Below are 16711 nucleotides of genomic sequence, written 5' to 3' on the forward strand. Positions count from 1 at the left end.
CAGTATAAAGAATAGGTTATCAGAAGGTTATATTTTTATTGAATTTTTTTTCTGAAAAAGGCTTGTTTTATTGAATATTTGTGCTAAATTTGCCACCGCAATACGAAACAAGTACTGCAGTTCTTTTGAGAATTTGAAACGCGAAAATAGCTCAGTTGGTAGAGCGCGACCTTGCCAAGGTCGAGGTCGCGGGTTCGAGCCCCGTTTTTCGCTCAACACCACATAATGCTCGGATGGTGAAATTGGTAGACACGCTGGACTTAAAATCCAGTGAACAGCAATGTTCGTGCGGGTTCAAGTCCCGCTCTGAGTACAAGAAAGCTTCAAACTATGTTTGGAGCTTTTTTTATTTATGACAAATCCTAACATCGGCCTGATGAGGATGGAGTAATTTGATTTTAAAATCTTTAACGTATAAATTATTGTATGGGTGCTTTTGTGATTAGTAAACGGTTTAATGATACTTATAAGTTTGTTTTTACATCACGTAAAGGGAAGGTGATTTTTACCAGTCAAAGCTATGAATTGAAGTTTGAAGGGGAGGAGGATATTGTCTTGATACAGCAGTCGATTGATGCGTTGGTTTTTATTAAATTAAAATCAGCGGCTGGGAAGTATTATTTTAGATTGTTGCTTGGAGAGCGCCATTTGGCAACCAGCAGAAAGTATACTACAGAGTTGCGATTGCTCAAAGGAATAGAGGAGATAAAAAAATCTGCTGCGGTGTCTGAGATTTTAGATTTCTCTGAAAACACCTTTGTTTTTCCAGATTGAATCTATGATATAGTTTGATAAACAAAAGCTCAAGATGATTCTTGAGCTTTTGTTTTTTGGGTATAAAAAAAGCCATCACATGGATGGCTTGATTTTTTCTGTAATTTAAAAATTACTTAGCAGCTGGAGCTTCAGCAGCTGGAGCAGCAGCAGAATCAACTACAGTAGCAGCAGAATCAACAGCAGGTGCAGCAGCAGAATCAACTACAGTAGCAGCAGAATCAACAGCAACTTCAGCTCCTTCAGCAGCAGCGTCAGCTTTTTTACAAGATACAACAGTTAATACAGCAACAGCAGCTAAACTTAAAAATACTTTTTTCATCTTAATTTTATTATAAAGGTTAATTATTAATTCGTGGCAAAGATATAAAAAAATTAATACGCAATATATTTTTTTGTATTTTTTTTAAATTATATTCTCTGTTCACGTGGGTTTAAATATCAAATAGTATGCCAATGTAGGGGGTGTGCTAAAATAGTAGCTGTTAGTTACTAACGTTTCCCTTTTTGGTTTTTTTTAGGATGTACCAATTGTAATTCTTCAATCAAGTTTTTTGCTCCTGCGTATTTGTCCATAATGAAAAGTACATAGCGAATGTCGACCATTATGTTTCTGCAGATGCTAGGGTCGTAATAGATGTCGCTCATCGTACCTTCCCAAACACGGTCAAAGTTCAATCCAATTAAATTTCCTTTGGCGTCTAGCGCTGGACTTCCTGAATTTCCGCCTGTAGTATGATTGGTACCAATAAAGCATACGGGCATTTTTCCGTTTTCGCCATAATTTCCAAAATCTTTGTTTTTATACAAATCAATCAATTTTGGAGAAACATCAAATTCGTAGTCACCAGGAATGTATTTTTCCATTACACCGTTTAGGTAAGTGATAGGGTTGTAATATACGCCGTCCTTTGGTTCGTATCCTTTTACTTTTCCATAAGTCACCCTCAAAGTACTATTAGCATCTGGAAAAATTCTTGAATTTTCGCTCAGTTCCAGTTGTGCTTTCATATAATTGCGCTGCAATTCCGTTATTTTCAAATTTAAAGCCTCGTAAGTAGGATTCACTTCTTTTAGATACATATCGGCCATACTTTTTACTAGAACAAAAGCAGGGTCACGGTTGATGTTTTCTAATACCGTTTTTGTATCGCCAGTTAGTAGTTCTTTTGAGCCAGAATAGGAAGTGAGTTTGGAGTCAGAATAAATGCTCTTTGTGAGTTGGTTAACGTCAATGTTGTTGAGTGTGTTCGGTAAGAATTGCTTTGGTACTTTTGTAGCATATAATGCAATAAGTTGCTCGAATACTTTTTCGTCAACTTTAGCGCTGAAATCTTTATAAAAATCGCCCAATCCGTTGTACAGGTTGTTTTTTCTGTCAGTAAAAGCCTGTTCTCCTTTGGAGTTGTAAAGTTGCTCTAATTGATAGAATTTGTAAGCAACAGTAAGTAGTTCCGTATTTCTTTGTACGGTTTCGTTAAAATAATCTCTTGCCAAAGCGTAAGGCGCGATTTCAGTGTAGTTTTTTTCGAAATCACTCAAAAGACTGCCGTATTCTTTTTCTTTTTTGGCTTTGCTAACCTTTTCTTGAAACTTCTTTTCGGCTTCTTTTTTTACGGCAATCGCATTTGATTTCTTGATGCCTAAAGTTTCACCTTGCCATTTTTTCCAATAATTGGCCGTTCCTGCATATTTTGAAGCATATTGGATTTTGATAGCATTATCTTTTCTCATAAAACCATCAGCTACTTTAAGAGCTTGTTCTCTGATTTCGATTTTTGCAGGATTCAGTTCGTTTGCAATTTGGTTGATGGCAACAGCAGGTAAGTATTCGTTGGTTCTTCCTGGATACCCAAAAACTAAAGTAAAATCATCTTCGGCAATACCGTCTAAAGAAACTGGTAAAAAGTGTTTTGGAGTATAAGGAACATTGTCTTTTGAATAGGCGGCTGGACGATTGTTTTTGTCAGCATAAATTCTGAAAAGTGAAAAATCTCCAGTATGTCTAGGCCAAACCCAATTGTCGGTATCCGAACCAAATTTTCCTATCGAAGTTGGTGGCGCACCTACTAAACGAACGTCTTTGAAGGTTTCGGTAACAAAAAGTAAGTATTGATTGCCGTCATAGAACGTTCGGATTTTGTTTTCTTGCCAAGCTTCTTTGGGAAATGAATTGCTTAAAGCGCTAATGTTTTCTTGAATTTTCTTTTGCTTATCGGCTTCATTTGATAGCGTATTCACTCCTTCCAAGACTTGTTTGGTCACGTCTTCTATTTTGACAATAAAAGTCACGACCAAATCTTTATTGGGTAATTCATCTTCCATTTTGTAGGCCCAAAAACCATTGGCTAAATAGTCGTGCTCGGTGCTAGAATGCGATTGAATTTGTCCGTAACCACAATGGTGATTGGTTAGCAAAAGTCCTTTAGGTGAAATAACTTCCGAAGTACAACCTCCGTTAAATTGAGGCACAGCGTCTTTTAAGCTGGATTTGTTGGTGTCGTAAATGTCTTTGGCAGTCATTTTCATGCCCAGACTTTTCATTTCTTTTTCGTTCATTCCTTCCAAGAGAGAAGGTATCCACATACCGCCTTGTTGGGCTTGTGTTTGAATCACAAAAAGCAATAAGAATAGTTTTAAGAATTTCATAGGAGTAATGGTATTTAAAAGGTAATAAAATTATAATTTGTGTTTCATCAATTTTCTCGGGTGAATAGTAAAGCCGCTTTTGAGATACAATTGCTGAGCCGAAAGATTGTGTTCTTCGACTTCTAAATAAAGTAATCTTAAGCTTAGTTCTTCGCTTTGTGTTTTGGCAAAAGCAACGGCACTTTTCCCAATTCCTTGGCCTTGTGCTTTGGGTTGAATGTATAATTCATCTAAAAAAGCAATCTTACCTTGGTATTCAAAGCTAAAAACAAAAGTCAGAATCAAATACCCTACAATTTCTTGATTCCAGACTAATAACCAGCATTTGCCAAGATTATCGTTTGTTAAAAATTCTTTAAACAAATTCTTTGCGATTGTTGTGTCAAAAGGGTAGTTGTCAATAGCGTAAAATTCGCTCATCAAAGAGGTAACGGTATCGATATCCTTTTTTTCGAGTGGTTGAAATTGTATCATTGAAGATGATTTAGAATGATAGCGGTAGCGCCTTTATTTTGCTGTACAAATTGGCGGCAAATAGCTCCTTTTTGAAATCTAATTTCTGGTTTGTAAATCAAATCGTCAAAAGTTTCGAGTAAATCTTTATTGTTTTCAATGCTAACACATCCTTCAAGTTTAACTAAAGCTGTGGCTTCTGCAAAATGCGAATAATTTGGTCCAATTACGATAGGAATTCCAAAAGTGGCTGGTTCTAAAATATTATGAACTCCAGGATTTCCATAGCCACCGCCTACATAAGCTATGTCGGCATAACTGTAGATTTTGGTTAAAATCCCAATGGTGTCAATAATAAAAACTTGTTGGTCGGATAGGGATTGATGTTCTTTTTCAGAAAATAAGACCGTAGGTTTGGTAATTAGTGCTCTTAAGTTTGCGATTTGTTCCGCTTTGATATTATGCGGAGCAATAATAAATTTTACGTTTTCATTGCTGTATTCATTAATGTATTGAGCGATAATTTCTTCGTCTTTTGGCCAAGAACTGCCTACAACAATAGTAATTTTGTTATTCTTGAATTCGGCTATGAAATCAAGAGTGTTGTCTTTCTCTAAAATGGTACTTACACGGTCAAAACGCGTATCTCCAGAAACCAAAACATTTTGGTAGCCAAGGCTTTGCAAGAGTTGTTTCGAAGATTCGTTTTGCACAAAAAAGAAATCAAAAGCGTTCAGGGCTTTTCTGTAAAAACCGCCGTACCATTGAAAAAAGGCTTGATTTTCTCTCAGAATTCCAGAAATCAAATAGGTTTTGATGTTTCGTTTTTTGAGTTCGTTTAAGTAATTCGGCCAATACTCGTATTTGATAAAGAAAACCAGTTCGGGCTTGGCTAACTCGATGAATTGTTTGGCATTTTTTTGAGTATCCAATGGTAAATAAACCGTGCAATCAGCCACTGTATTGTTCTTTCGCACCTCGTAACCTGAAGGAGAAAAAAAGGTGACTATAATTTTATGGGAAGGGAATTTTTCTTTTATTTTTTCAATTACAGGAAGTCCTTGTTCGTATTCGCCTAAGGATGCGGCGTGAAACCAGATGGATTTGTCGTTGGGTTGAATTTTTTCTTCTAAAGTCTTAAAAACATCCTTTCGACCCTTTACAAAAAGAGCCATTTTTGGGCTAAAAAGGGCAGCGATTTTCAATAAAAAACCTGCTGTAAAAACGATTTGATTATACAGAAAAAACATGAGTATAAATTTTGGCTAAAATACAGTTTCTTTATGGTTTTTTCATTGTCTAAGAGGGATTAAATAACTATTTTTGTTGTTCTTTTTTGCGAAAACATTTTGGGTTGACCTACTTTGTTTTCAAACTTTAAATTATTTTTCAATGAAAAAAATCCAAATGGTTGACTTAAAAAGTCAATATGATAAAATAAAAGACGTTGTAAATACCTCAATTCAAAACGTTTTAGATACGAATACTTACATCAACGGTCCAGAAGTACATACTTTCCAGAAAGAATTAGAAACCTATTTGGACGTAAAACACGTCATTCCTTGTGCCAATGGTACCGATGCGCTACAAATTGCGATGATGGGATTGGGTTTACAGCCCGGAGACGAAGTAATCACTGCCGATTTTACGTTTGCAGCAACCGTAGAAGTGATTGCATTATTGCAACTGACTCCCGTTTTGGTAGATGTTGATATGTACAACATGAACATTTCTCTAGAAGCTATCAAAAAAGCCATTACTCCAAAAACCAAAGCGATTGTACCCGTACACTTGTTTGGTCGTGCTGCTAATATGGAAGCGATTATGGCTTTGGCTAATGAGCATAATTTATATGTAATCGAAGATAATGCACAGGCTATTGGTGCCAATTGCAAATTTTCAGATGGTACCAAAAAGAAAGCTGGAACTATCGGTCATGTAGGAGCGACTTCCTTTTTCCCTTCTAAGAACTTAGGATGTTATGGCGATGGTGGTGCTATTTTTACTAACGACGATGCTTTGGCACACACCCTTCGCGGTATTGTAAACCACGGAATGTACGAAAGATACCATCACGATGTGGTGGGTGTAAATTCGCGGTTGGATAGTATTCAAGCAGCAGTTCTGAATGCAAAATTACCCTTGTTAGATCAATACAATAAAGCGCGTCAAGATGCTGCTCGCAAATATACCTTGGCTTTTCAAGATCACGCCAATATCATTGCGCCAAGTATTTGCAATATCTGCGATTGTCATGTTTTTCATCAATATACCTTGCGGATCATCAATGCGGATCGCAATGGATTAATGCAGCATTTGTTAGATAAAGGTATTCCATGTGCTATTTATTATCCAATTCCATTGCACGCACAAAAAGCCTATTTGGATACAAGATATAAAGAAGAAGATTTTCCAGTTACGAATCAGTTGGTACAAGAAGTGTTATCTTTACCTATGCACACTGAGCTTGATGACGAGCAAATTAAATTTATTACCGATAGTGTTTTAGAATTTTTAGGATAGTTTTTAGGAGCTATTTCCTGCTGTACGCTATATCTTGCTTGGCGAACCCCTCCAAGCAAGGATGCCGCTTCCATCAGGGCTAACCCAAACCACACAATTATGAAAATATTGGTTACAGGAGGCTTAGGCTTCATCGGTTCTCACACCGTAGTGGAATTACAAAACAAAGGATTCGAAGTCCTAATCGTCGATAACTTGTACAATTCGTCTATCGATGTTCTAAAAGGAATCGAAAGCATTTCAGGAATTGCGCCGCATTTCAAAAATATTGATATGCGCGACAAAACATCGGTACAAGCACTCTTCAAAGAATATTCCGATATTGCTGGAGTCATTCATTTTGCAGCCTCCAAAGCTGTGGGGGAAAGTGTTCAGAATCCCTTATTGTATTACGAAAATAACATTGCTGCCTTAGTGTATCTTTTGCAAGAATTGCAGCAAAAAGATGCGGCTTCCTTTATATTTAGTTCCTCTTGTACGGTTTACGGTCAGGCCGAAAAAATGCCCATTACCGAAGATGCTCCGGTACAACAACCGATGTCGCCTTACGGGAATACCAAAAAAGTAGGGGAAGAAATCATCAGAGATACCGCAAAAGCATCGTCTATCAATGCGATTTTATTACGTTATTTCAATCCTATTGGAGCACATCCAAGTGCCGCAATTGGAGAATTGCCTATTGGTGTGCCACAAAATTTAGTGCCTTTTATCACTCAAACCGCAATTGGATTGCGCCAAGAATTATCGGTTTTTGGAGATGATTATCCAACGCAAGATGGTACAGCGGTTCGTGATTATATTCACGTGGTGGATTTAGCCAAAGCACACGTTATTGCGCTAGAACGATTGTTAGAAAAGAAAAACAGCGACAAAGTTGAGACTTTTAACTTAGGAACAGGAACAGGAAGTTCAGTACTCGAAGTGATACAGAGTTTTGAGCGAGTAAGTGGCCAAAAACTACCTTATAAAATCGTACCTCGAAGAGAAGGCGACGTTACCGAAGCCTATGCTAATACGCACAAAGCCAACACCGTTTTGGGTTGGAAAGCCGAGTCAACACTTGACGAAGCAATGGCAAGTGCTTGGAAATGGGAACAAAAGATTAGAAAGTAATCAGTGCTCAGTCCCAAATTTTAGGGATTACTGTTCGGTATTCTATATAAAAAAAATTTACTGAAAGCCTAAGTTGTTAATTGTCAACTTAGGCTTTTTTGTTACTTTTTAGCAGCTTCTTTCATTTTATCAGCGGCTTTGTCTAGTTTTTCAGCGCCTTTTTCGAGTACTTTACTCGTTTTGGCCTGTAAAGTATCTACGGCTTTTTCTACTTTTACGGTGGCGGTATCTATTTTTTCTTCTACTTCTGAGGTTACTGCCTCTTTGGCTTCATCCAATTTTTCTTTGGTTTCTTCCTTGCAAGAAACGGTTACTAAAGCTAAAAATGCCAATCCTAAAATTATTTTTCTCATAGTTAATGGGTTTTATGGGTTGTTATTTTTTTGAAAACTAAAGATAAATAAAAAATCCCCACAAACTTTACGTTTATGAGGATTCTGTTGATAAGAATAGCTATTTAAATGCTGCAATCTGCAATCTTAAGTTTTTAAGCATTTGCCGTAGCCGCTTCTTTATTGATTTTTCCAATTAATCCGGTTAATACTTTTCCTGGACCTACTTCGGTAAATAATGTGGCTCCATCGGCAATCATTTGTTGTACGGATTGTGTCCATTTTACAGGAGCAGTTAACTGAATGATTAAGTTTTTCTTGATTTCGTTAGGGTCAGAAACCGCGCTTGCTGTTACATTTTGGTACACAGGACAAATCGGAGTTGCAAAAGTAGTCGCTTCGATAGCTGCGGCTAATTCTTCTCTAGCTGGCTCCATCATTGGAGAGTGAAACGCACCACCAACAGGCAAAATCAAGGCTCTTTTGGCGCCTGCTTCTTTCATTTTTTCGCAAGCCAACTCTACGGCTTTGTATTCCCCAGAAATCACCAATTGACCAGGACAGTTGTAATTTGCGGCAACTACAACACCATCAATAGAAGCGCAAATGTCTTCTACTATTTTGTCGTCTAGGTTCAAAACGGCTGCCATCGTCGAAGGGGTGATTTCGCAAGCTTTTTGCATTGCCAAAGCTCTTTGAGAAACTAATTTTAATCCGTCTTCAAAAGACAAAGCACCATTGGCTACCAAGGCAGAAAATTCACCCAAAGAATGTCCAGCCACCATTTCAGGTTTGAAATCTTCTAAAGTTTTAGCCAAAATAACCGAGTGCAAAAATACCGCAGGTTGTGTTACTTTGGTTTCTTTTAGTTGTTCTGCAGTACCTTCAAACATAATATCGGTAATGCGGAAACCTAAAATTTCGTTGGCTTTTTCGAATAATTCTTTGGCTAATGGAGAGTTCTCATATAAGTCTTTGCCCATTCCTGTGAACTGTGCGCCTTGACCTGGAAAAACGTATGCTTTCATAATAGTATGTTTATGTCGTAAATAATTTTAGTAGTCGCAAAAGTACTATTTTTATGGAATGTAAAAAAAAACGCTCCTACCTTTTCTTTTTGTTGGTTGTAACGTTTAAAAAATTAAAAGACTAATAGGGAAATATCTTCATATTATGAAAAAAGTAATCTTAGTATTTTTTACAGTTTTTATCGCATTCCTTTTGATTTATTTTGGTTTGCCGGTACTTAATTATGGCTTTTTCAAATTGCCTTTCTTTCTATTATTGTTAATTGGAGTAGTGAGTTTATTTTTTATTAAACTAAAAGTAGACCCAAAAACTCACAAAACAACAGTTTTGAAGGCACCTCACAAGGTATTTTATTATAGTATATTGGTCTTACTTTTTTATGTAACCATTGTCCCATTATTTACTACGGTAAAAATGTTCAGAAGCGAAGCGTACCAACAATTGCTTGGCAAAGTGCATAAAGGCGAAAAAATCACCCAACATATTGCACCTATCGCCATAGACAAAATCCGAGTAGTTGATGAAGAATTAGCTTATTTATTAGGCGAAAAAATATTAGGCTCGCAACCAGCTTTGGGAAGTCAAGTAGAGTTGGGACATTTTTGCATTCAAAAAGTACAAAACGAATTGTACTGGGTAGCTCCATTGTTGCATTCTGGGTTTTTCAAATGGATTAATAATTCCGAAGGAACGGCGGGTTATGTTATGGTTTCGGCTACCAATGAACGTGATGTAAAATTGGTGCAACAAATTGACGGGAAACCTCTAAAAATAAAATACCAACCGTCTGCTTATTTTCAGTCCGAAATTCATCGCCACGCGTATCTTAACGGATACTCAACCATTGGCTTAACCGACTTTACTTTTGAAATCAACGACGAAGGAAAACCGTTTTGGGTGATTACAACCTATGACAAAACCATTGGCTTCTCTGGAAATAATGCTACCGGAGTTTTGGTAGTCGATGCACAAAATGGAGCCATTCAAGAGTATTCGATTGCCAACACTCCAAAATGGGTAGACCGCATACAACCTATAGATTTTGTCGAAGACCAATTAGACGATTGGGGAACGCTAATTCACGGGTATTTTAATTTTTCAAATGAAGACAAATTGCAAATCACCGAAGGGATGACGCTGGTGTATGGAAAAGACAATAAATCGTATTGGTATACAGGCATCACTTCAACCGGCAAAGACGAATCTGCCGTGGGCTTTGTATTGGTTGATACTCGTACCAAAGAAACCACTTTTTACAAACAAGGCGGCGCTACCGAATTTGCGGCTCAAAGTTCAGCCCAAGGTAAAGTTCAAGAAAAAGAATATACTGCTTCTATGCCAATTCCATATAACATCAATTCCATTCCTACCTACGTAATGACTTTAAAAGACAAGGGGGGATTGGTCAAAATGTTTGCTATGGTTGCCATTTCTGACTATACGATTGTGGGTGTAGGCAATACGATGCGTGAGACCCTTACGGCATACAAAAATGTGTATAATATGGCCGACAATAAGATTAATCCCAATTCGGTAGCCAATAAAAAAATCATTCAATCGGTAGTGACAAGAATTCAAAACGACGTCAAAAACGGCAATAGTTTTTATTACTTCACCCTGCGAAAGTCACCCACTATTTATGTAGGTTCTTCACAAATTTCGAGTGAATTACCGGTTACGGTTGTGGGAGATTCTATCAAAATCACCTATGATTTAGACCTTGAAAAAGTAGTAGATATTTCTAGCTTTCAAAATCTAACATTAAGCAAGAAGTAAAGCATCGTTTTATTTATTTTTGTAGCTAAAACATAAAGACAATGCCTTCTGAAAAAGAAAAAATGCTCGCTGGCGAATCCTATCTCAGCAACGACAAACAGTTGGTGCAAGAGCGATTATGGGCCAAGAAAATGCTCCAACAAATCAATGCCGAGTATATCGTAAACGGCAAAACACGCGGACTTTTCAAGCAATTACTGCCCAATGCCCACAAGCGTTTGTATATAGAACCGCCGTTTCATTGTGATTATGGGTACAACATTCACACGGGCGAGAATGTCTATTTTAACCTCAATTGTGTGGTGCTCGATACGATGAAAATCACCATTGGCAACAACGTGTTTTTTGGCCCAGGCGTACATATTTACACCGCCTCGCATCCCTTAAATATTTTAGAGCGACGCACTTTCGAGGTATCTAAACCCGTCACAATAGGCGATGATTGCTGGATTGGCGGCAATACCGTGATTTGCCCCGGAGTGACCATTGGCGACGGTTGCACCATTGGCGCTGGCTCGGTGGTGACCAAAATGATTCCGCCGCATTCACTGGCTGTAGGCAATCCCGCGCGCGTTATTCGAAAATTGCAGTAATCCTTTTTAGGAGCAGAAAGAAGCGGCTTATTTATAGGCAAAATCCCGTCATCCGCTGTATCTTTGCTATCTCGTTTCAAAAACGAGACCACAAAGGATGCGGCTACTACCGGGGCTAGCAGACAAGAAAGGGCTTGATTAGCCAACATCCCGAAAATAAAACACAAAAAATGAAAGTTATCCTACTTACCCCAATGGAAATCGAAGCCGAGAAAGTGCAAAATGCCTTGCAACGCTTTCCGTCTTTACAAAATGACTACCAAATCGTTATCTCTGGAGTGGGGAGAGAAACCACCGCCAAAGCGATGATGCATTTGCCTACGCACGATTTGTGTGTATTAATTGGCTTTGCTGCCATCGTAGGAAAACCTGAAAATCTTCCAGCCGAATTACAATTAGGAATGCCTATTGAAATCACTAACGCTTCACTTTATGGTTACGAAGGGCAATTGTTCGAAAACGGCAAACCGATATTGACGGAACCCAAAACCAACCTGCTTTGTTTGTCTTCGTTAACTTCGGATAAATTTGTCAAAACAACTAATTTGGCCGAACGCACCGTGGTGAATATGGAAGATTATACTTTTATGTATCTCAAGCAACCACAGGATTTTATCGTCCGTATTATTTCGGATTTCTTGCCTCATACCCACGAAATCGACTTTTTTGAAGAAGTAAAACCCATTGATTTTTACAAAGCCATTGACGCTATTGAGAGGGTTTTGTAGGTGGAAGATTTAATGTGCAGCTATTTCTTGATGTAATAATTCTACATTAAAATTGACTTTTGCATTCAAAGCTCGAAAAACTTTAATTATTGTATCGAATCTTGCATCAGTTACGCTGTTTTCAATTTTAGAAATTTGAGCTTTTTTTACACCGACTAATGCACCTAATTGTTCTTGAGTCAAGTTTCTTTCTTTGCGAATTTGTTTAATGGTTTGTCCAATCAAATCAATTTTCAATTCGTTTTCAAAATTATCTCTATTTGGAGTGCCTTTTTTTCCAACGAATTTATCTGTTACTTCATCTAAACTGTACGTTTTCATACTCTTATTTCTTTTCGTTAAAATATTTTACTCTTAGTGATTCTGCTCTCTCAATTTCTAGTTTGGGAGTTTTATCGGTTTTCTTTATTATGCCGTGGGTAGAAATTACAATTGTGTCCTTTTTGTCTGATTTATCCCAAAAGGCAAACAATCTAAAATATTGTTTGTTATATAAAGTTCTAAACTCCCAAATTTCGCCATCAAGTTTTTTGAATAATTCATTATCGTTTACGCTTCTTGATTTCCAGATATTATAAAGTATTTTTTCTCTAGATTTCGGCTCTAGACTTTCCAAAAATGTTATGACTGGTTCAAGAAATTCAACTTTAAATTTATAATCCATTGTTTACTAAGCATAATTTTTTGTAAAGATATAAGTTTCCTTTTTAAGAAACAATTTTTTCAAGCTCATCGTTTTGTTTTTTGACCACCAATCTATTACCTTATTCTATCGCCTCAATAATTTCTAGCAATTGTGCTTTTAATTCTTCGTTGGTGATTCCTTTTTCTGCATCAAAATTGGTGGCAAAACTCGGTAACGAAAAAGCACCTTTAACATCGGCCCCTTGGAAAGGGAATCTGTTTTTGGCCATTTCCAAAACCGAAGCACCTCCTCGTGGTCCGGGTGACGTAGCGAGCAAAAGCGTTGGTTTTTCTTGAAAGGTTTTACCGTTGATGCGGGAAGCCCAATCCAAAATATTTTTGAAAGCAGTTGAATAGGCGCCATTGTGTTCTGCAAAAGAAATGACAATAAGGTCTGTACTGCCTAGTTTGGCAAAAAAATCGTGCGCTAATTGCGGAATTCCGGTTTTGGTTTCTTTGTCTATTGAGAAAATAGGCATTTCGTAGTCGTTCAAATCCAAAACTTCAACTGTTGCGTTGGCGAATTGATGTGCGGCATAGGTTGCCAACTGTTTGTTGATAGAAGTCGCGCTAGAGGATGCGCCAAAGGCTAGTATTTTTTTCATTATAGATGTTTTTAACCGCTGGTGTAATTATTTTTTACCACATAGAATCATAGAATTTATGTTGTTTGAAAAGAATTTTACAGATGTTTCACTTTTCACATAGTCAATCTATGTGAAAAATAGTGCTATTTCTATTGATTCCTTTTCTAATTTCTTTTTATCTATGAATCTATGTGGTTTGTTTTTTATTTAAACTGAACTACTCCCAACGTGTTGTTTTTATTCTTATTCTTTATTTATATAGTACGTCAATGCTCCCGAAGGACATTTTTTTACTGTACTGATAATGGCTTCGGTAGTCGAATTTTCGGGAACTATCCACGGTTTTTCTTTGGGTTTAAATACGTCGGGATTGTTCTTTACACATTCGGCAGCGTGTTTGCATAAGCTGTTTTTCCAAACAATGGTTACCTCGCCATTGCTGTACTCTTTGGTTAAATCTTTGGCATCCATAGTATTTATAGTTGAGTGTTAATACTGACTTTGTTTTTTAATAGTTTCGAAACGGGACATTTTTCGGCTATCAAAAGTAAGCGTTCTTTTTGTGCTTCGGTAATGATTTCAGAAAAAGTGATGGTTCTCGAAATGGTGGTCTCTAATTCGGATTCGTTATTTTGTGATAGATTCAACGCAATCTGAATTTCGGGAATGTTCCAACCTTTGCGGTCGATGTACATTCGCAAGGTAGAAAGTGTGCAACCCGCCAGCGAAGCCAATAAAGTAGAGTAGGGGTCATGACCCAAATCTTGCCCTCCAATAGTTTCGGGTTCATCCATTAGTAATTCGCCGTTACGCCAAGAAATGGTGCACAAGTATTTTTGTGCACCAATACTTCCTTGAACGTCTTTTTCTAGTAAGTTTTCCATTTACAGTACGTCTCTAAATTCTGGAGTTTTGTCGAATATTTTTTTGGCAAACGGACAAAGCGGAATGATTTTTATGTTGTTTTCTCGTGCATAAGTTACCGCTTGAGCGACCATTTGTTTGCCCAAACCTTTTCCTTCATTGCCTGGATTTACACCCGTGTGGTCAATAATGATTTTGTCTTCCCCAGCAAAAACAAACGTCATTTCTGCTTCTTGTTTGCCTTCAATTTCAATAAAAAAACTCCCTTTTTTATCGTTCATTTTTACTTGTACTTCGTTCATAGCTTACCTTTTTTATTGAATACTATCTGCTGACGACTGACTACTTTTTTTATTGTTCCATCGGGATTTCCATCACCAAAAATTTAGCAGCTGTTGTTGCTTTGATGTCAATTTCTGGAGTATCCCAAATTCCAAGTGCATCTCTTTTGCTTAGTTGTTCTCCGTTGACTTCTATTTCGCCCTCAATAGTCATAATGTAAAAACCGTTACCTTCTTTTTGTAAGGCTAATTTTTTAGAGAAATCGGCATCAAAATCAGACAAATAAAACCAAGCATCTTGATGAATCCACACCCCAGCATCGTCAGGATTTGGAGATAGAATTTGAGCAAAATTGTTTTTTTGTTCGGTAACGTCCAAAGTGATTTGTTGGTAGCGAGGTTCTACATTGCGGTATTTTGGGAACAACCAAATTTGGAATAGCTTGGTTTGTTGGTCCGCATTCGGATTGAATTCACTGTGCTGAATACCCGTTCCCGCACTCATTACTTGTACATCACCCGTTTTGATAGTTGCGGCATTGCCCATACTGTCTTTGTGCGCCAAATCGCCTTCTAGCGGAATGGTGATGATTTCCATATTGTCGTGTGGATGCGTACCAAAGCCCATTCCTGCAGCAACAGTATCATCGTTCAAAACGCGTAGCATACCAAACTGCACTCTATCGGGGTTGTACCAACTAGCAAAGCTAAAACTGTGATAAGCATTCAACCATCCGTGGTTAGCGTGTCCTCTTGAATCTGCGGTATGTAAAACTGATTTTTTCATCTTCGTATAAATTTAGTGATTACTAGGATACAAAGGTATGCTCGTTGTGAGCAAAAGTCACTTAACCTAGATTAAGAAAGAGTGTTTTAACACAAGCGTGAAATAGTGAGCCAGTTCTTGCTTGAAATGGATAGCCATTACTTCTTCAATAACCTACTCTTCATTTTGCTAAAGAATTCAGGTGTTACGCCAATATAAGAAGCAATGTGTTTTTGGGGGAGTTTATGAATTAAAGTGGGGTATTTTTTGCAGAACTTTTCATAGCGTTCTTCGGCGGTCAAGCTCAAATTATCCATTAAGCGTTCTTGGTGAGTTACTAAAGAATTCTCTGCGAGTATTCTGAAAAAGCGTTCCAATTTTGGAATGGCTTTATAGAGTTCTTGATGGTTTTCTTTGGTAATGGTAACTATTTCAGCATCTTCTAGGACTTCGATAAAAAGATTGCCGGGTTTTCCAGAAATGTAACTGTACATATCGCCCATCCACCAGCCTTCACAGGCAAAATGCAACACGTGTTCGATAATGTTGTCGTTGATATTGAAGCTTCTCAAAATCCCTGAGTTGACAAAATAAGTACTATCGGCCACTTTACCAGCGTGCAACAAAACTGATTTGGCTTTGTGTTTTTGTGTCGTTGTTTTGGATAAAAATAAGGCCTCTTCCTCAGGGGTTAAGGCCACATGTTTGGCAATATTTTGAAGAATTAAAGCCATTTACTTTTTTTCAGGTAACAATTTGAAGTACGTCACTTTAAAGCGATTGTCTACGATTTCGCCAATTACTTCAGCTTTTCTAACGGCTGCACAAAAACCGTCTTTGGCGTGCGCATCTCCATGTTGGTCGATATGTGTACCGTCTACGAAATAAGATTTTCCGTTGATGCGAACGGCTAAATCGCACTCTTTTCCTTCCATACCAAATTGGCATTGCCCGCAAGAAGCTTCTACAATTTGTTTCTTAGGCGTTTCTTTTTTTTCTTGGGCATTACTACTTGCAGAAATGACTAATAACAGAGCAAATATTATTTTTCTCATTTTTGATTTAAAAAAATTATAAGTGCAAGTTAGTAGTTTTTTGAAGGATTACGGCTTAGGTGGCATAATTTTTAAATAGATAAATCCATAATATTCTTGACAAACGAATGTTGAAAGGCGATAAAGATATAAGAACAACTGCGATTATAGGAATCATTCTTAAGTCAAATCTTTCAGTGAAAAACAAATGGGCTATGAGATAAGTTAGAATGCCTTGCGCAACACTTATTCCATAATTCACATACATTGCTCCAAAGAAATATCCAGGTTCTTTCTCAAATTTATAATTACAATTCGAACAATGGGTATGCATTTTAGGAAAATGCAAGTTGAAAAAAATGTTTCTTTCGTCAAATATTTTGCCTTTTCGGCATTGAGGGCAATCGTTATTTAGGATGTGATAAATAGAATGTGGCATGGATTTTTTTTTCAAAGGTAATTTTTACTTCCGTTGTTACTTTTCTTTATATTCGCAACTTATAGCACAAAAAAGACATTTTTAGC

Annotated in this window: 22 protein-coding genes and 2 tRNA genes; 8 read left to right on the top strand and 16 right to left on the bottom strand. The window is 37.3% G+C overall.

Translation table 11 applies throughout. The features are described from left to right. The first annotated feature begins 140 nt into the window (after positions 1–140). The 3 genes from FLAVO9AF_RS14540 (at position 141) to FLAVO9AF_RS14550 (ending at position 774) form a co-directional block, all read left to right on the top strand. Positions 141–213 (top strand) — tRNA-Gly (locus FLAVO9AF_RS14540). A gap of 14 nt (positions 214–227) precedes the next feature. Then, positions 228–313, top strand: a tRNA-Leu gene (locus FLAVO9AF_RS14545). 113 nt (positions 314–426) lie between these two features. After that, entirely contained in the window at positions 427–774 is a 348-nt protein-coding gene (locus FLAVO9AF_RS14550; protein WP_159690454.1) for a YegP family protein, read from the top strand. 112 nt (positions 775–886) lie between these two features. Here FLAVO9AF_RS14550 and FLAVO9AF_RS14555 read toward each other — a convergent pair whose 3' ends face one another. The 4 genes from FLAVO9AF_RS14555 to FLAVO9AF_RS14570 all read right to left on the bottom strand — a co-directional run bounded on the left by FLAVO9AF_RS14555 (position 887) and on the right by FLAVO9AF_RS14570 (position 5126). Further along, positions 887–1096, bottom strand: a complete 210-nt coding sequence (locus FLAVO9AF_RS14555; protein ID WP_159690457.1) for a hypothetical protein — start codon at positions 1094–1096, stop codon at positions 887–889. Between the two features lie 170 nt (positions 1097–1266). Beyond that, entirely contained in the window at positions 1267–3423 is a 2157-nt protein-coding gene (locus FLAVO9AF_RS14560) for a S46 family peptidase (RefSeq protein WP_159690460.1), read from the bottom strand. A 30-nt stretch (positions 3424–3453) separates the two neighbouring features. Next, positions 3454–3897 carry an N-acetyltransferase gene (locus FLAVO9AF_RS14565; RefSeq protein ID WP_159690463.1) on the bottom strand — a complete coding sequence of 148 codons (444 nt, stop codon included), beginning with the start codon at positions 3895–3897 and terminating at the stop codon, positions 3454–3456. Beyond that, entirely contained in the window at positions 3894–5126 is a 1233-nt protein-coding gene (locus FLAVO9AF_RS14570; protein WP_159690466.1) for a 3-deoxy-D-manno-octulosonic acid transferase, read from the bottom strand. The genes FLAVO9AF_RS14565 and FLAVO9AF_RS14570 overlap by 4 nt, the downstream gene beginning before the upstream one ends. 142 nt (positions 5127–5268) lie before the next feature. Here FLAVO9AF_RS14570 and FLAVO9AF_RS14575 point away from each other — a divergent pair, with 142 nt between their 5' ends. Together FLAVO9AF_RS14575 and galE are read left to right on the top strand one after the other, a co-directional pair. After that, entirely contained in the window at positions 5269–6399 is a 1131-nt protein-coding gene (locus tag FLAVO9AF_RS14575) for a DegT/DnrJ/EryC1/StrS aminotransferase family protein (RefSeq protein ID WP_159690469.1), read from the top strand. Between the two features lie 99 nt (positions 6400–6498). Further along, a complete protein-coding gene (galE, locus tag FLAVO9AF_RS14580; RefSeq protein ID WP_159690472.1) occupies positions 6499–7512 on the top strand; it encodes a UDP-glucose 4-epimerase GalE in 1014 nt (337 codons plus the stop codon). 101 nt (positions 7513–7613) lie between these two features. Here the strand turns inward: galE and FLAVO9AF_RS14585 are convergent, their stop codons facing one another. Both FLAVO9AF_RS14585 and fabD read right to left on the bottom strand, forming a co-directional pair. After that, positions 7614–7865 (bottom strand): hypothetical protein, encoded by a 252-nt coding sequence (locus FLAVO9AF_RS14585; RefSeq protein ID WP_159690475.1) that lies wholly within the window; start codon positions 7863–7865, stop codon positions 7614–7616. Positions 7866–7999: 134 nt separating this feature from the next. Further along, positions 8000–8872: an ACP S-malonyltransferase gene (fabD, locus tag FLAVO9AF_RS14590; protein ID WP_159690478.1), complete on the bottom strand. Its 873-nt coding sequence runs from the start codon at positions 8870–8872 to the stop codon at positions 8000–8002. Positions 8873–9017: 145 nt separating this feature from the next. Between fabD and FLAVO9AF_RS14595 the strand changes: the two genes are divergently transcribed. From FLAVO9AF_RS14595 to FLAVO9AF_RS14605, 3 genes are all read left to right on the top strand, one after another. Continuing rightward, positions 9018–10649 (top strand): hypothetical protein, encoded by a 1632-nt coding sequence (locus tag FLAVO9AF_RS14595; RefSeq protein ID WP_159690481.1) that lies wholly within the window; start codon positions 9018–9020, stop codon positions 10647–10649. 41 nt (positions 10650–10690) lie between these two features. Continuing rightward, positions 10691–11242 (top strand): sugar O-acetyltransferase, encoded by a 552-nt coding sequence (locus FLAVO9AF_RS14600; RefSeq protein ID WP_159690484.1) that lies wholly within the window; start codon positions 10691–10693, stop codon positions 11240–11242. 170 nt (positions 11243–11412) lie between these two features. Next, the gene (locus tag FLAVO9AF_RS14605) at positions 11413–11970 is read left to right on the top strand and encodes a hypothetical protein (protein WP_236552330.1); all 558 of its coding nucleotides are present in this window, start codon (positions 11413–11415) and stop codon (positions 11968–11970) included. Positions 11971–11979: 9 nt separating this feature from the next. Here FLAVO9AF_RS14605 and FLAVO9AF_RS14610 read toward each other — a convergent pair whose 3' ends face one another. The 10 genes from FLAVO9AF_RS14610 to FLAVO9AF_RS14655 form a co-directional block, all read right to left on the bottom strand. Beyond that, positions 11980–12291, bottom strand: a complete 312-nt coding sequence (locus FLAVO9AF_RS14610) for a helix-turn-helix domain-containing protein (protein ID WP_159690487.1) — start codon at positions 12289–12291, stop codon at positions 11980–11982. A 4-nt stretch (positions 12292–12295) separates the two neighbouring features. Next, a complete protein-coding gene (locus FLAVO9AF_RS14615; RefSeq protein ID WP_159690490.1) occupies positions 12296–12634 on the bottom strand; it encodes a type II toxin-antitoxin system RelE/ParE family toxin in 339 nt (112 codons plus the stop codon). 100 nt (positions 12635–12734) lie between these two features. After that, on the bottom strand, positions 12735–13259 hold the full coding sequence (locus tag FLAVO9AF_RS14620) for an NADPH-dependent FMN reductase (RefSeq protein ID WP_159690493.1): 525 nt from the start codon (positions 13257–13259) through the stop codon (positions 12735–12737). Positions 13260–13484: 225 nt separating this feature from the next. Further along, positions 13485–13712: a (4Fe-4S)-binding protein gene (locus tag FLAVO9AF_RS14625; protein ID WP_159690496.1), complete on the bottom strand. Its 228-nt coding sequence runs from the start codon at positions 13710–13712 to the stop codon at positions 13485–13487. A 5-nt stretch (positions 13713–13717) separates the two neighbouring features. Further along, entirely contained in the window at positions 13718–14125 is a 408-nt protein-coding gene (locus FLAVO9AF_RS14630) for an OsmC family protein (protein ID WP_159690499.1), read from the bottom strand. Continuing rightward, positions 14126–14407, bottom strand: coding sequence for a GNAT family N-acetyltransferase (locus tag FLAVO9AF_RS14635; protein ID WP_159690501.1), 282 nt, complete (start codon positions 14405–14407; stop codon positions 14126–14128). A gap of 49 nt (positions 14408–14456) precedes the next feature. Beyond that, positions 14457–15173 carry a pirin family protein gene (locus FLAVO9AF_RS14640; protein ID WP_159690504.1) on the bottom strand — a complete coding sequence of 239 codons (717 nt, stop codon included), beginning with the start codon at positions 15171–15173 and terminating at the stop codon, positions 14457–14459. Positions 15174–15310: 137 nt separating this feature from the next. Then, complete coding sequence (locus FLAVO9AF_RS14645; protein WP_064716405.1) at positions 15311–15886, bottom strand: Crp/Fnr family transcriptional regulator; 576 nt, start codon at positions 15884–15886, stop codon at positions 15311–15313. Further along, positions 15887–16207: a DUF6370 family protein gene (locus FLAVO9AF_RS14650; RefSeq protein ID WP_159690506.1), complete on the bottom strand. Its 321-nt coding sequence runs from the start codon at positions 16205–16207 to the stop codon at positions 15887–15889. A 55-nt stretch (positions 16208–16262) separates the two neighbouring features. After that, complete coding sequence (locus FLAVO9AF_RS14655; protein ID WP_159690509.1) at positions 16263–16625, bottom strand: DUF983 domain-containing protein; 363 nt, start codon at positions 16623–16625, stop codon at positions 16263–16265. Between the last annotated feature and the right edge of the window lie 86 nt (positions 16626–16711).

This window comes from Flavobacterium sp. 9R (genome assembly GCF_902506345.1).
Classification (GTDB): Bacteria; Bacteroidota; Bacteroidia; order Flavobacteriales; family Flavobacteriaceae; genus Flavobacterium.

Bases quoted from the DNA above. Each gene is read 5' to 3' on its own strand.
- FLAVO9AF_RS14550 (WP_159690454.1), top strand. From the start codon at position 427: ATGGGTGCTTTTGTGATTAGTAAACGGTTTAATGATACTTATAAGTTT.
- FLAVO9AF_RS14555 (WP_159690457.1), bottom strand. From the start codon at position 1,096: ATGAAAAAAGTATTTTTAAGTTTAGCTGCTGTTGCTGTATTAACTGTT.
- FLAVO9AF_RS14560 (WP_159690460.1), bottom strand. From the start codon at position 3,423: ATGAAATTCTTAAAACTATTCTTATTGCTTTTTGTGATTCAAACACAA.
- FLAVO9AF_RS14565 (WP_159690463.1), bottom strand. From the start codon at position 3,897: ATGATACAATTTCAACCACTCGAAAAAAAGGATATCGATACCGTTACC.
- FLAVO9AF_RS14570 (WP_159690466.1), bottom strand. From the start codon at position 5,126: ATGTTTTTTCTGTATAATCAAATCGTTTTTACAGCAGGTTTTTTATTG.
- FLAVO9AF_RS14575 (WP_159690469.1), top strand. From the start codon at position 5,269: ATGAAAAAAATCCAAATGGTTGACTTAAAAAGTCAATATGATAAAATA.
- galE (WP_159690472.1), top strand. From the start codon at position 6,499: ATGAAAATATTGGTTACAGGAGGCTTAGGCTTCATCGGTTCTCACACC.
- FLAVO9AF_RS14585 (WP_159690475.1), bottom strand. From the start codon at position 7,865: ATGAGAAAAATAATTTTAGGATTGGCATTTTTAGCTTTAGTAACCGTT.
- fabD (WP_159690478.1), bottom strand. From the start codon at position 8,872: ATGAAAGCATACGTTTTTCCAGGTCAAGGCGCACAGTTCACAGGAATG.
- FLAVO9AF_RS14595 (WP_159690481.1), top strand. From the start codon at position 9,018: ATGAAAAAAGTAATCTTAGTATTTTTTACAGTTTTTATCGCATTCCTT.
- FLAVO9AF_RS14600 (WP_159690484.1), top strand. From the start codon at position 10,691: ATGCCTTCTGAAAAAGAAAAAATGCTCGCTGGCGAATCCTATCTCAGC.
- FLAVO9AF_RS14605 (WP_236552330.1), top strand. From the start codon at position 11,413: ATGAAAGTTATCCTACTTACCCCAATGGAAATCGAAGCCGAGAAAGTG.
- FLAVO9AF_RS14610 (WP_159690487.1), bottom strand. From the start codon at position 12,291: ATGAAAACGTACAGTTTAGATGAAGTAACAGATAAATTCGTTGGAAAA.
- FLAVO9AF_RS14615 (WP_159690490.1), bottom strand. From the start codon at position 12,634: ATGGATTATAAATTTAAAGTTGAATTTCTTGAACCAGTCATAACATTT.
- FLAVO9AF_RS14620 (WP_159690493.1), bottom strand. From the start codon at position 13,259: ATGAAAAAAATACTAGCCTTTGGCGCATCCTCTAGCGCGACTTCTATC.
- FLAVO9AF_RS14625 (WP_159690496.1), bottom strand. From the start codon at position 13,712: ATGGATGCCAAAGATTTAACCAAAGAGTACAGCAATGGCGAGGTAACC.
- FLAVO9AF_RS14630 (WP_159690499.1), bottom strand. From the start codon at position 14,125: ATGGAAAACTTACTAGAAAAAGACGTTCAAGGAAGTATTGGTGCACAA.
- FLAVO9AF_RS14635 (WP_159690501.1), bottom strand. From the start codon at position 14,407: ATGAACGAAGTACAAGTAAAAATGAACGATAAAAAAGGGAGTTTTTTT.
- FLAVO9AF_RS14640 (WP_159690504.1), bottom strand. From the start codon at position 15,173: ATGAAAAAATCAGTTTTACATACCGCAGATTCAAGAGGACACGCTAAC.
- FLAVO9AF_RS14645 (WP_064716405.1), bottom strand. From the start codon at position 15,886: ATGGCTTTAATTCTTCAAAATATTGCCAAACATGTGGCCTTAACCCCT.
- FLAVO9AF_RS14650 (WP_159690506.1), bottom strand. From the start codon at position 16,207: ATGAGAAAAATAATATTTGCTCTGTTATTAGTCATTTCTGCAAGTAGT.
- FLAVO9AF_RS14655 (WP_159690509.1), bottom strand. From the start codon at position 16,625: ATGCCACATTCTATTTATCACATCCTAAATAACGATTGCCCTCAATGC.